General features: G+C 62.5%; 17 protein-coding genes and 1 pseudogene. 8 read left to right on the top strand and 10 right to left on the bottom strand.

Annotated features, from left to right (window positions below; genetic code table 11):
- Nucleotides 1-70: 70 nt before the first annotated feature.
- The 4 genes from NB231_RS06070 to NB231_RS06055 form a co-directional block, all read right to left on the bottom strand.
- Entirely contained in the window at nucleotides 71-379 is a 309-nt protein-coding gene (locus NB231_RS06070; protein ID WP_005000615.1) for an Lpp/OprI family alanine-zipper lipoprotein, read from the bottom strand.
- Between the two features lie 242 nt (nucleotides 380-621).
- Nucleotides 622-1182: a L,D-transpeptidase family protein gene (locus NB231_RS06065; protein WP_005000612.1), complete on the bottom strand. Its 561-nt coding sequence runs from the start codon at nucleotides 1180-1182 to the stop codon at nucleotides 622-624.
- A 9-nt stretch (nucleotides 1183-1191) separates the two neighbouring features.
- Entirely contained in the window at nucleotides 1192-1443 is a 252-nt protein-coding gene (locus tag NB231_RS19435) for a glutaredoxin family protein (protein WP_232210396.1), read from the bottom strand.
- 118 nt (nucleotides 1444-1561) lie between these two features.
- Nucleotides 1562-1801, bottom strand: coding sequence for a hypothetical protein (locus NB231_RS06055; protein WP_156776916.1), 240 nt, complete (start codon nucleotides 1799-1801; stop codon nucleotides 1562-1564).
- A gap of 348 nt (nucleotides 1802-2149) precedes the next feature.
- Between NB231_RS06055 and dusA the strand changes: the two genes are divergently transcribed.
- Nucleotides 2150-3154 (top strand): tRNA dihydrouridine(20/20a) synthase DusA, encoded by a 1005-nt coding sequence (gene dusA, locus NB231_RS06050; protein ID WP_050756055.1) that lies wholly within the window; start codon nucleotides 2150-2152, stop codon nucleotides 3152-3154.
- Nucleotides 3155-3173: 19 nt separating this feature from the next.
- On the opposite strand, the gene NB231_RS06045 is transcribed toward dusA, so the two are convergent.
- Nucleotides 3174-3974 carry a TatD family hydrolase gene (locus NB231_RS06045; protein ID WP_005000605.1) on the bottom strand — a complete coding sequence of 267 codons (801 nt, stop codon included), beginning with the start codon at nucleotides 3972-3974 and terminating at the stop codon, nucleotides 3174-3176.
- A gap of 137 nt (nucleotides 3975-4111) precedes the next feature.
- Between NB231_RS06045 and NB231_RS06040 the strand changes: the two genes are divergently transcribed.
- Together NB231_RS06040 and thiD are read left to right on the top strand one after the other, a co-directional pair.
- A complete protein-coding gene (locus NB231_RS06040; RefSeq protein WP_005000601.1) occupies nucleotides 4112-5704 on the top strand; it encodes an AMP-binding protein in 1593 nt (530 codons plus the stop codon).
- Nucleotides 5701-6513 (top strand): bifunctional hydroxymethylpyrimidine kinase/phosphomethylpyrimidine kinase, encoded by an 813-nt coding sequence (gene thiD, locus NB231_RS06035; RefSeq protein ID WP_040661944.1) that lies wholly within the window; start codon nucleotides 5701-5703, stop codon nucleotides 6511-6513. The genes NB231_RS06040 and thiD overlap by 4 nt, the downstream gene beginning before the upstream one ends.
- A 172-nt stretch (nucleotides 6514-6685) precedes the next feature.
- Here thiD and NB231_RS06030 read toward each other — a convergent pair whose 3' ends face one another.
- Entirely contained in the window at nucleotides 6686-7108 is a 423-nt protein-coding gene (locus NB231_RS06030; RefSeq protein WP_005000598.1) for a type II toxin-antitoxin system VapC family toxin, read from the bottom strand.
- On the bottom strand, nucleotides 7108-7356 hold the full coding sequence (locus tag NB231_RS06025) for a type II toxin-antitoxin system Phd/YefM family antitoxin (protein ID WP_040661940.1): 249 nt from the start codon (nucleotides 7354-7356) through the stop codon (nucleotides 7108-7110). The genes NB231_RS06030 and NB231_RS06025 overlap by 1 nt, the downstream gene beginning before the upstream one ends.
- 50 nt (nucleotides 7357-7406) lie before the next feature.
- On the opposite strand from NB231_RS06025, the gene NB231_RS16680 reads away from it, so the two are divergent.
- From NB231_RS16680 to NB231_RS06010, 4 genes are all read left to right on the top strand, one after another.
- Nucleotides 7407-7598 carry a type II toxin-antitoxin system HicB family antitoxin gene (locus NB231_RS16680; RefSeq protein WP_005000596.1) on the top strand — a complete coding sequence of 64 codons (192 nt, stop codon included), beginning with the start codon at nucleotides 7407-7409 and terminating at the stop codon, nucleotides 7596-7598.
- On the top strand, nucleotides 7591-7875 hold the full coding sequence (locus NB231_RS06020; RefSeq protein ID WP_084766247.1) for a C69 family dipeptidase: 285 nt from the start codon (nucleotides 7591-7593) through the stop codon (nucleotides 7873-7875). The genes NB231_RS16680 and NB231_RS06020 overlap by 8 nt, the downstream gene beginning before the upstream one ends.
- A gap of 375 nt (nucleotides 7876-8250) precedes the next feature.
- Complete coding sequence (locus NB231_RS06015; protein WP_005000594.1) at nucleotides 8251-8433, top strand: PLDc N-terminal domain-containing protein; 183 nt, start codon at nucleotides 8251-8253, stop codon at nucleotides 8431-8433.
- 709 nt (nucleotides 8434-9142) lie between these two features.
- Nucleotides 9143-9415 carry a WGR domain-containing protein gene (locus NB231_RS06010; RefSeq protein WP_005000585.1) on the top strand — a complete coding sequence of 91 codons (273 nt, stop codon included), beginning with the start codon at nucleotides 9143-9145 and terminating at the stop codon, nucleotides 9413-9415.
- A 103-nt stretch (nucleotides 9416-9518) separates the two neighbouring features.
- Here NB231_RS06010 and bhcD read toward each other — a convergent pair.
- The 3 genes and pseudogenes from bhcD to bhcB all read right to left on the bottom strand — a co-directional run bounded on the left by bhcD (nucleotide 9519) and on the right by bhcB (nucleotide 12314).
- Nucleotides 9519-10484, bottom strand: a pseudogene (gene bhcD / locus NB231_RS19430) (iminosuccinate reductase BhcD).
- A 56-nt stretch (nucleotides 10485-10540) separates the two neighbouring features.
- Nucleotides 10541-11329: an alanine racemase gene (locus NB231_RS06000; RefSeq protein ID WP_005000577.1), complete on the bottom strand. Its 789-nt coding sequence runs from the start codon at nucleotides 11327-11329 to the stop codon at nucleotides 10541-10543.
- A 31-nt stretch (nucleotides 11330-11360) separates the two neighbouring features.
- The gene (gene bhcB / locus NB231_RS05995) at nucleotides 11361-12314 is read right to left on the bottom strand and encodes a beta-hydroxyaspartate dehydratase BhcB (protein ID WP_005000572.1); all 954 of its coding nucleotides are present in this window, start codon (nucleotides 12312-12314) and stop codon (nucleotides 11361-11363) included.
- A gap of 179 nt (nucleotides 12315-12493) precedes the next feature.
- On the opposite strand from bhcB, the gene NB231_RS05990 reads away from it, so the two are divergent.
- Nucleotides 12494-13318, top strand: coding sequence for an IS5 family transposase (locus NB231_RS05990; protein WP_005000571.1), 825 nt, complete (start codon nucleotides 12494-12496; stop codon nucleotides 13316-13318).
- The last annotated feature ends 3 nt before the right edge of the window (nucleotides 13319-13321 follow it).

Here is a 13321-nt window from a genome sequence, read left to right as displayed (position 1 = left end):
GGAACGCGGCCACCAAACCCCGAAAGGCCCCGCTTAGCGGGGCTCCGGGTGGTTTGGGCCAGTCCTGAATTTATTTGTACATTGATTTTTTGAACATGCGGTCGATCTTTTGGCTGTTTTGATCAGCCGTGAACTGCGCCGATTTGGCTGTGCCCTGCGCTTGCTGAGCCATCTCCTGTGCCTTGGTCGCAGCTTCCATGGCCGCTTCGGCTTGAGCTTTGGCGTTTTGCGCGGTTTGGTTGGCCTGCATTGCCTGGTTGCTTACCCCTTCGATGTCCGATTGAGAGAGCGTTTGGGGTACATCGGCGCATCCCGCCACGAAGAATAGCGACAGCACCGCGGTGGAGAGCTTCAGGGTTGTTTTCAGCGTCCGGGACATGAAAAATCTCCTTGTTTCTTTTTGACCAGCCGTTGCCCTCACGGCTCTGTCGAGTTCCATTTCTAGGCTACGAGGCGCGGCGTTATGCGACCGCCGCTACCTGAAATCATTACTATACCCGAGCAGCGTTTCAAGCCCTTTCTATGAAAGTAACCATTTCAATGCTGGGGTATCAATATAATATTTTGTTTTTAATGAAAAAAAAATTCATCGAAAGAACTGTTACCGAATGGAAAGAACTGTTACCGAATGACGACGGGTGTTCCCACTTGCACGTAGTCTAGCAGGCGGTCGATCTGGTTATCGGTCAGAGCGATACAGCCCTGGGTCCAATGAAACCGGGCGTGCATGGCGGGATCGGCTCGGCCCAGCCCGTGAATGCCGATGTGTCCGCCAAGCTCCGTGGCCTGCGGCAATTGGCCGTGCGCGAGAGCATAATTGAGTAGATCCTGATAGGTCATAGTATCGACGATACCGTCTCGAAAAGCCCGATCCAAGTGAGTCAGGGTAGGATAATTGAGCTCGAGGAAGACATGGAAACGGCTGTGATACTTGATTCGGGTGATGCGGTAATGACCCAAAGGAGTGGTTTCATCGCCTGCGGTGTGGACCGGCGCGACACCACCTCGCCCCCATGAGATATTGGGGAAGCGCACGAGCGGCTGATCCCCACGCAGGACTTCGGCTCGATCACGATGGGTGTCGATGAGAACCCAAACCCTTGAGTCGGCGCGTACGGCCGATGCGAAAAGTATGAGAGTGGCGAGCGCCAATCCTCGCCGCCACGTTGATATGGCCCCCATTCCGGTCCCCTAAAGTAGGAATCGATAGACATCTTCTGGGCCAAACGGCCAGTCGAGTTCGGCGCCGGAATCCGTTCGGCGCAAAACGGGTATCCGGACCACATAGCTGCTTTCGAGTAGCGGATCGCCAGCGATTTCAACCGCGCGCAGCACGTGGCGCCGACGCTTCAAAACACTCCGCACGATCATCTCGGCCTCGCCACATAGCCGGCAGCCGCTGGTCTCGAGCAGCTCCACCGTTATTGTTGTGTCCCCCTGCACTGCCTGTCCTACCTGCTTGTGTGTTCGTTTATTGAGCAGTTTATCGCCTGGTTTTGTGGGCGGCTGCGGTGGGTGCCACATTTTACGGGCGAGGGGCAATTGTTGCTCGTTTTTTCGGTCACGGCTCTTCTGTCGGGCTTGGCGGATCGCCACCGAGGATTCGGTCTCCCGGTTTGAGATGTTCCTCTGCCTCATCTTCGAGTAAGAGATAAACTGTCTTGTCTTCGGCGCGGAAAACGGCGATCAGACCACGCTCTCGAAACTGCGCGCCGACCCGGTTCGCCTCGGCCCAGTTATTGTTGTAAGTTGCCTTGGTTACCGCATCCATCAAGTCTTGGTAAAGTTGGTGATCGTTCATGTATCCATATACCTCCTGAAGCATGGCACCAATCGTGGCATCTATCATTTGGTTCGTTGCTATATCCCGCGCGGCTCGCTCTGGCGGGCATTCGCCTAAGCAGGGCCAGGGAATCGCCCTGCTCGGCGAGCGCATTTGCCCGAGTAGGTGCCGCGGGTGTTCTGATGCAGGCTCGTTAATCGTCAGCATCCGCCAAGCGGTATTGGCGCCTTATTGGATGTCGATCATTCTCCGCCGACAGGCGCCCCGGTGCAAAGCACGCCCAATGGGGCGGTGCCGCCGAGTGGTGCAAACGGGCGCAAAGTCGGGTATGGCGCGGCTTGGTCTGGAGATTCAGGGTGCACCGGCATGGCGAGGACACTAATCACCCGGCGGTTCTCGGTTGCCCCCATGATGGGCTGCACTGATCCCCATGCACGGTATTTTCTACGCCTGTGTTCGCGCCATGCGCTGCTCTATACGGAGATGGTGCCGGCCCAAGCAGTGTGGCACGGTCGTGGTGAGCGGCTCCTCGCCTACAATAGCGAGGAGCACCCCGTGGCGGTTCAGTTCGGCGGCAGCGATCCTCGCCAACTCGCTTATTGCGCCCGTATGGCCGAGGCCTATGGTTATGACGAGGTCAATCTCAATGTCGGCTGTCCGAGTGAACGCGTCCAAGCGGGGCGTTTCGGTGCCTGCTTGATGGCCGAGCCCAACTTGGTGGCCGAGCTGGTTGCCGCTATGCGGCAGGCCACCACCCTGCCGGTTACGGTCAAGACCCGCATCGGTATTGACCAACAGGATGACTACGCGGTACTGGCTGAGTTCGTCGAATACGTGGCCAACGCCGGCTGCCGAACGTTCATCGTGCATGCTCGCAAAGCTTGGCTGAAGGGCCTCAGTCCCAAGGAGAACCGCGCGCGCCCGCCGCTGAGATACGATCGGGTATGGCGTCTCAAGCGGGATTTCCCCGAGCTTGAGATCGTGCTCAACGGCGGTATGCGTACCTTGGAGCAAGCCGAGGGGCAGCTGGCGAGTGTCGATGGCGTGATGTTCGGACGCGAGGCCTACCGGAATCCATATCTGCTCGCCAAGGCCGACGTTTGGCTTTTTGGCGACACCCGTCCCGTTCCCACACGGCACGAGTTGGTTCACGCCTACCTACCTTATATCGAGCGCCAGCTCGCGGCCGGTGCCCGCCTCTCTTGCATGACCCGGCATCTCCTGGGGTTATATCAGGGCATGCCGGGGGCGCGGGCGTGGCGATCCCATCTGAGCGCGCGCGGCCCGCGCAGCGGCGCCGGTGTCGAGGTGATCATGCAGGCCTTGCGCTTGCTGCCGCGGGAACTCGAGGGCGGAGCGGTGTTTGCTTGAGTTAAGCGTGGTCTGAGCCCTAGCCAAGTCGAAAGAAGCGTCGGGCCACCGCTGTCGTCGTGCTCGCCAGTTGCCGCGTGTCACGGCCGCGCAGCTGCGCCAGGCGGCGTAGGATATGGGGCAAAAAGGCGGGCTCATTGCGCCCGTCTTTGGGTTTGGGTTCGAGATCCCGCGGCGTAAGGTAAGGGGCGTCGGTCTCGATCATCAAACGATTCTCTGGGATATCACGGACACAGGATTGCAGGAGCCCACCACGGCGCTCGTCGCAGAGCCAACCGGTGATACCTATGTACAGATCGAGATCGAGGTACGGCCAGAGCTCCTCGCGTCCGCCCGTAAAGCAGTGTACGACGGCCTCGGCCAGCGAATCGCGGTAGTCACGGAGAATGGCCAGGAAGCGCATTTGGGCATCCCGCTGGTGGAGGAACACCGGTCGCTGCAGCTCGACGGCCAGCTCGAGCTGTCGGGTGAATACCCGCTCCTGTACCGAGTGCGGCGAGAAATCACGGTTGAAATCCAATCCCGTCTCCCCGATGGCGACCACCCGTGGATCCGCCGCCAGCTCTCGAATCTCCGAGGTTGTCTCGGCGCTCCACTCCCGGGCGTGGTGGGGATGCACGCCGGCGGTTGACCACAGCAGCTCAGGGCGCTGGCGGGCGAGCTCCAGGGCCGCTTTCGACCCATCCGGGTCAGCGCCGGTCAGAATCAATGTGGTGACACCGGCCTCGATGGCGCGCTCGATGACCTCGTCACGATCCCGGTCGAAACGCCGATGAGTCAGGTTGACCCCGATGTCCACCAACTCGCACGCATCGCTCATGCAACATCCTCCGCGGAGCCGATAGCTGCCTATGGTAACGGGCCTGACGGCCGTGGCAAGGTGGGGTGGGGCATGCCCGCGAGCGGCAAACGGGCCGATGGATCCCGGTTGGCTTTCGTTTTGAGAGGCCTGGGCGCATGGTAAAGGGTTACAGCTACGATGCGTTGCCGATGGACTGGGTCGGTGACTGGGCGGGTCGGCGCTGCACTTTGACGCCGCAGCGCAGCGCCGTGGTAGACGCCGATAGCGGTCAGTCCTATACCTTCGCTACGCTCGACGATCGGGCCAACCGAGTCGGAGCCTATTTGCGCGATGCCCTGGGATTGGTTAAGGGGGATCGGATCGCTTTTATCGGCGGCAACCGCATCGAGCCCATCGATCTCTACTTGGCAGCCGGCAAGCTCGGGGTCGTGTTGGCGCCGTTGAGCTTTCGGCTGCGCCAGCCCGAACTGAGCGAGTTGCTGCAGTGTATTCAACCTAAGGTGCTGTTCTACGAGGAGACCTTCGCGGAGCTATGCGACTCGCTGATCCGTCCGGCGTGCTTGGTCGATACGATCCGCTACGCGGCCGAACATTCGCCCTATCAGCGGGAGGTGCTGAGCACTCCGCCTCGGCAGGTCAACAATGCGCTCGCGCTCGACGATCCTTACCTGCTCATTCACACGGGCGGGACGACCGCGACACCGAAGGTCTGCATTGTCTCCCACCGGCAGATGGTTTGGAATTCCTTCGAACTCATCCTGGCGGCGGCGGAGGGTTTGGCGAGTCGGCGCGAGCTGCTGCTCTTTCCGCTGTTTCATATCGGCGGGTGGAATACATTCACCCCGGTCTTCCACGCAGGTGGCCGTGTGGTGCTCATCCGTCGGTTCGAACCGGCTCGGGTATTGGCGCTTATCGAAGAGCAGCGCATCAGTCACCTCGGTGCCGTCGAAGCGATGCTCAAGCTTATGGCTGAGCAGCCAGGGTTTGCGGCGGCGGATCTGAGCGCATTACGGGGGGTTACCTCCGCTGGGGCACCCTGCTCGGAAGCGGCCATGCGGCCTTTTTGGGAGCGGGGCATACCGGTGAGCCAAGCCTATGGCCTGACCGAGGCCGGGCCATCGAATTTTATGCACGGCCAAAGTCCAACGTCGATGGCGGCTGTTCGGGCCCGCCACGCGAGCGTCGGCACTGCTTTTTTCCACTGCGACTACCGCATTGTGGAGCCGCAAAGCCATCAACCAGTGCGCCGCGGTGAGGTGGGGGTATTATTGTTGCGCAGCCCGCATAACTTCGATGGCTATCTCGGCCAACCCGAGCGCACCGAGCGAGCGCTGCTCGAGGGGGGGTGGGTCGACTCGGGCGATCTCGCGCGCGAGGACGACGCCGGCTATGTCTATATCGTCGGGCGGGTAGATAATCAATTCAGCAGCGGTGGCGAGAATGTCTCGCCCGAGGAGATCGAGCGGGTGCTCACGGAGCACCCTGACATCGCCGAGGCCGCGATCTTCGGTGTTGCCGACGCGCGCTGGGGCCAGGCGCCTATGGCCGTGGTCGTGGCGAGCGGCGCGCCGCCCGAGGTTGATGTATTACGGGCTTACCTGCATGAACGATTGGCCGGTTACAAGGTGCCGAAGCATATTGTCTATGTCGAGCGTCTGCCGCTCACCGGGGCCGGGAAGGTCGATCGTAATGCGGCCCGCCAGCTATACGCGCCGGGCATGAGTAAGTCTGGAGGAGGTGAGTCATAACGCCCGCACGTGTTCTGATCGTTGCCGGCTCGGACTCCGGGGGTGGGGCCGGGATCCAGGCTGATATCAAAACGGTTACTTGTCTGCAAGGTTATGCTGCAAGCGCCATTACCGCACTGACGGCTCAGGATACCCGCAGCGTACACGGTATCATGCCGGTGGATTGCGGCTTCATTGAGCAGCAGATCGCAGTGGTGCTGACGGATATCGGCGCGGATTGCATCAAAATTGGCATGCTCCATGTAGCGCCGGCGATCGAGACCGTGGCCCGCGTGATCAGCGAGCTGGCCCCGACGGTGCCCATAGTGGTCGATCCCGTGATGGTCGCGCAAAGCGGCGATCGGTTACTTGACGGCTGCGCCGTGGCCGCACTGCGCGATATCTTGTTGCCCCAAGCGGCGCTGGTGACTCCGAACCTTCCCGAGGCGGAAGTATTACTGGGGCAGCGCATCGATAGTCGTGCGGCGATGATGGAGGCCGCCCAGGCGCTCCTCGCGCTCGGCTGCCCGGCTGCGTTGCTCAAAGGGGGGCATCAGCCGGGAGGTACTGAAGTTGTGGATGTGCTGGCTAGTGCCGCTGGTGTGGAGTATCTGATCTATCCGCGGATAGCGACGCGCGCCACCCACGGGACGGGTTGTACGCTGGCTTCGGCGATTGCCACCGGTCTCGCTCAAGGACTGGAACTGGCGGTGGCGGTCCGGCGTGCGCGCGCCTATCTGCAGCACGCGCTGGAGAGTGCCTTTGCGTTGGGACACGGGGACGGCCCGGTAAACCACTTGCACACCGTTGCGCCCTTTAAGGGCAGCTGATGGTCCGAAGCTGACGCTCTAATGCACCGTCTTCAACCAATCGTTAGCCTTGGAGATCTTCTCGAGGATTTCCGCTGCTATTGGACGGCTTCAAATCAGTGCTAACCCACCGGCGCACCACACGCTCACTCACATCAAGCCGATGGGCGAGTTCCATGTGAGGACGTAGTAGTTACAGAAAGGCGGCGCTGACGCCCAAGGGTTTCGCCGCCTGCAGGAGTTGGCGGTCTAGGGAATACACTTGAGCACCGTGATTGGCCGCGATGGCAAGATGCGGGGCATCGCCGGCACGCAGTCCCGTCGCGTATTGATCCGCAAAGCGCGCGGCGGTTTGAAAGTCCAGTCGCGATGCTGAAAGAAGCGCAAATGACGCTTGGGTCAGCGATACGAATACGGCTAAGGCATCGGCCCGGTGCGCAGCCGACAGTTGCCCTGTTCGCACCTTGACCGACAATGCCCCTGAGAACTCGGTCACCACCCAATCGCTGATGGCCAATTCCTCGGGTGATTGCGCCGCCAACCATTCCTGCGTCTCGAGGGTGCGTGGCTCATTGGTGAGTGCGGCAACCAGCAAGCTGGTATCCAGATAGTACATCAATAACGCGCTTCATCGCGCAGTCGCCGCATGAACCGGTCTGCCTCCTCCGATTGTTTTGGCATACTCTCCGTCAGGCGGCGCAGCATGGCTAAGCCCACAGGTTTGCGAGATGTGGCAGGCCTTGATAGCTGCGCTACTGGTTTGCCTCGCTTGGTGATAATGACCGTTTCACCGGCCGCAGCGCGCTCCGTGAGCTGGCTAAGATGGGCTTTAGCTTCGGCAAAAGTAACCGTTGTGCTGTCCATCAGCATCCTCGAAACATGACCTCTTAAGTGGTCATATAATGTACTGAACGATGAACAACGCCAACGACCGAAGCGCCCTCACGGATAAAAGGTACCTGGGTGCGTTTCCCCAAGGCCATACGAGGGGCGAGGTGCTGAAGAACATTCAAGAGGCTATCGAAGGGTATCTTGAAAGACTGAAAGTCCACGATGAACCGATTTCGCCGTCTATAGACGCAGAGGTGGTCGAGGTGATTGTGTGAGTGTCTTGCCCGTGAGGCTGTGGCCCTGATCGGTGAGCTCATCGAGCGCTACGGCTACGCCATCTACGGCGGCAACACCCATCTCATCGCCGATTCCAACGAAGATTGGATCGTCTGGGAGTTCGCCGGCGGTCGGCGACTGTGGGTGGCCGAGCGCCTCGGCCCGAACGAGGTGCGCGTGCTCTATCCCGGCTACATTGAGGAGGTGCCGCCGGATTTTCGCGATCACCCGGATTTTATGGGCGCGGAGAACCTGATCGGTTTCGCTGTGGAGTAGGGCTGGTACGACCCGGCGAGCGGTATGCCGTTCAACGCGCACGCGATCTAAGGGCACCAGGGGTGTCGGCGTGGGAGCCGGAGCTCAAGTACCTCTCCCCCACGGCGCTGGAGGAGCGTTTGGCCGCGCTGGCGCTGGCCTTGGGCAAGTCCCTGGTGGCGGGGATCGAGACGGTGACCCGGGTGCGTTTCGGCCTGCCGCAACCGACAAGGGGGCGAGATCAACCTACGCGAAGGGGAGACGGTGAATTGCCTCCCCGGTGTGGAGCCGGATCGCCCGGCAAGCACTCCCAGGTCTTGGCGGGCGCAGTCATTTGGGCAAGAATCCTTGTGCGAGCTAAAAAAATTGTGTCCAAAATAACATTGGAGCACGACCATGAGTGTAGAGGTCGGTGGATTTTTTGGGTTTATCCTTTTGGTTCTCGACGTGTGGGCGATCATCTCCATCGTGCAAAGCGGCGCCTCAACGGGGGCCAAGGTCTTCTGGGTGGTTCTGGTTTTGCTGCTGCCGTTGCTCGGTTTGGTAATCTGGTTCCTCATGGGGCCGAAAGCGCTCTGACAAGTGTGGCGGGTACGCCGCGCAATCCTTACTTATGGCGGCGTGCGCGTGGGGCCGGTCGGCGCGAGTAATTTTCTTGATATGGATCGTGCCTGATCTCGGACTCGTGCCGGTCGGTCAGACGCTGGGTAGAATGCGATAGTGATCGGCACGGCCATCGCTCGGCCGATAAATGATTTGTTCGAAGCGGCGCTGATCCCGCTGAGTACCCTACCCATCGGCATCTTCCAGTTCGACGCTTTCGGCCTTATTTAGACCCTCGTCGGCAATCCGCAAGCATTCGGCTTTGCCGATGCGAGCTTTCTCTGCGCAGTCTCTCCGGCGTGTATTAATGACCCGACGGGGGGCTGGATGGCCTCCATCCGACCACCGCGGGCCATGAGGTTATCGCGCAAGCTGCATTGCAGGTGCTCCCACGCGCCGCGTCGAGCCGGTGAGCCTCGGTCTGCTGGTGCTTGGCTGGTTCGGTAGCTTGCGCAAGGAGGACACTCCGCCGCGCGTTCCATCATCAGCGGGTGCCCGCCGGCTACACATCGCTCCAGCAAGCCGTTTTGATCGATGTGAGGTTAATTGCGCTAAAAGCTTGCGGGCGAGGTTGCGCTGAAGGCGCCTATAAGCAGGCTCTAGGCGTTTAATCCCGCCACCGCTATGCTAAGAAGAGCCGCAAGATAATCCGATACCCCCGACTGGGGGCTTTTGCAGGCCGGCTGTGAAACACATATCGCGAGAAGAATTACAAATCGAGCCAAGCGACGCTGTGCGCCTCGAGCGCATCGACCCAGAGCGCAACGTCTATCGATTCTACCACGTGGTGCTCTGGCCGGATCTCTTTGGCGGTGTGGCGCTCGTACGCGAATGGGGCCGCATCGGCCAGGGCGGCACAGTCCGCCGCGATCCGCATGACGAGCTCTCTGCCGCGCGGCGGGCCTTGCAAGCGCTCATCCGACGTAAGTGCCGGCGCGGCTACCGGGTGATCGCATGAGCAGCGAAGGGGTGCGGCTTTTTGACATTGGGCCGTGCCGGTGTTCCCGGCGGTGATCGATGCCCCCGGCTCCCTGGGCCGCCTGAACGTCTAGGGAGGAAGGTTACCAAGCGATTTCGCTGGCCGTGCCGGCCTCGGCGGCTCGTTCCACCGCCACCCGGGCCACCGCTAGATCCTGGAGTCCGACGCCGGTACCATCGAACACGGTAATGGCGTCCGCCGGGCGGCTCAGGGAGTCGGGAGCATCGATCACTTCGCCAATGGCGCGAAGGTCGTCCGCCGCGATGAGTCCTTGCGCCACCGCGTGCTGAGACTCGCCGATGGTGCGGGCCTGCTCCGGGGCATCGGTGAACACCTGCGCACCGGCGAGGATCGCCGGGTCGATCTCCTGCTTGCCGGCAGTGTCCGTCCCCATGCAGGCGATGTGGGTACCGGGGCGGCTCTGGTCCGCCGTGAGCAGCGGCTCGAAGCAAGATGTGATGGTAATGATTACGTCGGCCTGGGCTGCCAGGGTGTCCCGGTCCACAGCCTCGCAGGGCAGGCCCATAAACTGGGCCGCCTCGGCGAGTGTGTCTAGCCGCTCCGGGCTGCGGTTTCAGGCGATGACCCGCTCGATAGGCCGCTGCTCCACGGTGGCCCGGAGCTGGAACGGTGCCTGGTGACCGGCGTCCACGATCCCCAGCACCTTCGCGTCCGGCCGTGCCAGGTGGCGGATGGACACGGCGCTGGCCGCGGCGGTACGCAGCACAGTCAGGTAGTTGCCGCCCACTAGGGCGCAGGGTCGGCCGGTGTCCGGATCGAACAGCAGCACCGTGGACTGATGGTTGGTCAGCCCCCGGGCGGCGTTGCCCGGCCAGTAGCCGCCGGACTTGACCCCCAGGGTCAGAGTGCTGCGGTCGAAGCCGGACTTGAACCCATACAGGGCGTCGGCGTGGCCGATGGCCTCCCGCACCACGGGGAAGTTCCAGGCGCCGCCCGTCGCCATGGCGGCGAACACCGACTCCACTGCCGCCACCGCGTCCGCGCGGCCGACGGTAGCTTGTACCACATCTTCGGAAAGGATCAGCATCCGTCGCACTCCTCGTTGAGGGCAGGGGCGGCACGGGGCCACCCCGGCGACCCGTGTTACAGGCTCATGCCGCGCCCGGTAATCGGCCACAGACACTCCACCCGGTTGTTGCGCACTCCCACGTACCAGTCGTAGATGTTCACTGTCGGGTCGCAGTGGTCAGGCACGAGCTTGAGCTTCTCGCCCAGGCGCAGCTTGTTGTCCGGATCCTTGATCACGCCGTGCTCGTCGGAGGCGCCGATGTACTCCACATCGTCCCGGCCGTACACCACGGTCACGCCGGAGTCCACGCTCTGAGCCTTCAGGCCGGCGTCGCAGATGGCCTTCTCGGCCTTGGTCTTGCTCATCACCGTGGTGTAGATGAACAGGCTGTTCTCGAAGGTATCGGTGGGGCGGCCATCCTCCATAAGGATGCGCTGGTAGTCCGCGTCCATGAAAATGTAGGAGCCGCACTGGAGCTCGTTGTAGACGCCGCTCTCACCCTCGAAGGCGTAGGTTCCGGTGCCGGCGCCGGCGACGATGTCGCACTCCAGGCCCTCCTGCCGGAGCAGCTCCACGGTCTCCTTAGTGGCGGCCACCGCCTCGTCGATCTTCGCCTTGCGCTCCTGGTAGTCATGCACGTGCTGAGCCTTGCCCTGGTAGGCCTGCAGCCCGGCGAAGGTCAGTGCCTCGGAATCGGCGATCCGGCGTGCCAGGGGGACGGCGGGCTGTCCCGGCGCCACGCCGCAGCGGCCCGCACCCACGTCGATCTCCACCAGCACCTCGATGTGCGAACCGTAGCGCAGGGCGGCGGCGTTGATGGCGTCGATGGGGGTGCCCACAAGGGCGGGGACGTTGGTGCTCATGATGTCCTCCTCTCGCGTGTTCCGTGCTGGTTTACTTGGTGAGCCAGGGCAGCTTGTACATGTCCACGTTGCCGCCGGTGAGGATCACGCCCACCCGTTGGTCCCGGAACAGCTCCGGGTTGTTGAGGATTGTGGCGACGGCCACGGCCGACGACGGCTCGATGACGATCTTCATGCGCTCCCATACCAGGCGCATGGCGTCCACGATGTCCTCCTCCGTCGCCAGGAGAATGTCGGTGACGTAGCTGGAGACGAAGTGCCAAGTCAGCTCCCGCAGAGAGACCCGCAGGCCGTCGGCCACCGTGTCCGGCGCATCGTCCTCGATGATGTGACCGGCCTTGAAGGAACGATACGCGTCGTCGGCGTTCTGCGGTTCAGCCGCATAGATGCGTGTGTCCGGCGCGATGGTGGAGACGGTCAGGGACGTGCCGCTGATCATGCCGCCGCCGCCGATGGGGGCGACCACCGCGTCCAGCTCGCCCACGTCCTCCAGGAGCTCCCGAGAGCAGGTGGCCTGGCCGGCGATCACCCGGTGGTCATTGTACGGGTGGACGAAATTCGCGCCGGTGCGCTCCACCAGGGCCTCCAGGGTGCGCTCCCGATCCTCCAGGCTTGGCTTGCAGGTGATGATCTCGCCGCCGTAGTCCGCCACGGCGCGCATCTTCGCCTGGCTCGCCGTCTTCGGCATGATCACTGTGCATGGGATGCCCCGGCAGCCCGCCGCGCGGCTCAGGGACAAGGCGTGGTTGCCGGAGGAATGGGTCGCCACCCCGTGCGCTGCTTCCTCCGCCGTCAGGCTGAATACCGCGTTGGTGGCGCCGCGCACCTTGAACGCGCCCGCCTTCTGCAGGTTCTCGCACTTGAAGAACAGTTCGGCGCCGCTCATGCGGTCGAGGGTGGTGCTGGTGAGCACCGGCGTGCGGTGGATCCAGGGCCGAATGCGCTCGTGGGCGGCCTGGACGTCGTCGTAGGTCGGGATATACATCGCTTGGCAGCTCCTCTATCGTGCGCTCGGCTCAGCCGGTTTTGCGCTGGACCGGGATGACCTCGACCCGGTAGTAGCCCTGGGCGGCGGCCACCCCGCTGTCGAGCTCAATGGGGGTAGCCTAGAGCGTGTTATGAACTTCTGATCGGGGGCGGGGCCGAGGCCTGTAGAATGGCGCCATGACTCGAAAGCCCTATCCCACAGATGTCAGCGACGAAAAATGGAGCTTCGCGGCGCCGTACCTGAGCCTCATGAACGCGCCCGCGCCGCAACGCCGGCGCGACCTGCGCGAGGTTTTCAATGCCCTGCGTTGGCTCGTGCGGGCGGGTGCGCCGTGGCGACTGCTGCCCAACGACTTTCCGCCCTGGGAGGCGGTCTACCAGCAAAGCCGGCGTTGGGTCGATTCGGGCTGCTTCGAGGCCATGGTCTCGGAGCTGCGCTCGATCATCCGCGTGGCACAAGGACGCCAGAGCCAGCCCAGCGCCGTAGTGATGGAGGGCGCACGCTGTCCAGCTGCGAGAGCGGCCCGCGGGCCGCGCGCCGGCTACGATGGCTATAAGCGTCACCGCGGCAGCAAGGTGCACGTGGCGGTGGACACGCTGGGGCATTTGCTGGCCGTGCACGTCACGCCGGCCAACGAGCCGGAGCGCGCGCAAGTGCGGCTGTTGTGCGAGGCCGTGCAAGAGGCCACGGGCGGCACGGTCAAGCTGGCCTGGGTGGATCAAGGCTACACGGGCGAGCAGGCCAAGGAGGCGGCGCAGGGCAACGGCATCGAGCTGCAGGTGGTCAAACTGCCTGAAGCCAAGAAAGGTTTCGTACTGTTGCCCCGACGCTGGGTGGTGGAACGCAGCTTCGGATGGCTGGCGCGGTTTCGCCGGCTCGCCAGAGACTACGAGCGTTTACCCACGGTCCTGAGTGGTCTGCATTTCCTGGTCTTCGCCGTGCTCATGCTGCCAGCGGCCGCTCGAATATTAGCCGCGCTGCAAGTTCATAACACGCTCTAGCCC

The organism is Nitrococcus mobilis Nb-231, assembly GCF_000153205.1.
Classification (GTDB): Bacteria; Pseudomonadota; Gammaproteobacteria; order Nitrococcales; family Nitrococcaceae; genus Nitrococcus; species Nitrococcus mobilis.
The sequence above is the reverse complement of the archived record's forward strand: the minus strand, read 5'-3'. Positions and strand labels throughout refer to the sequence as shown.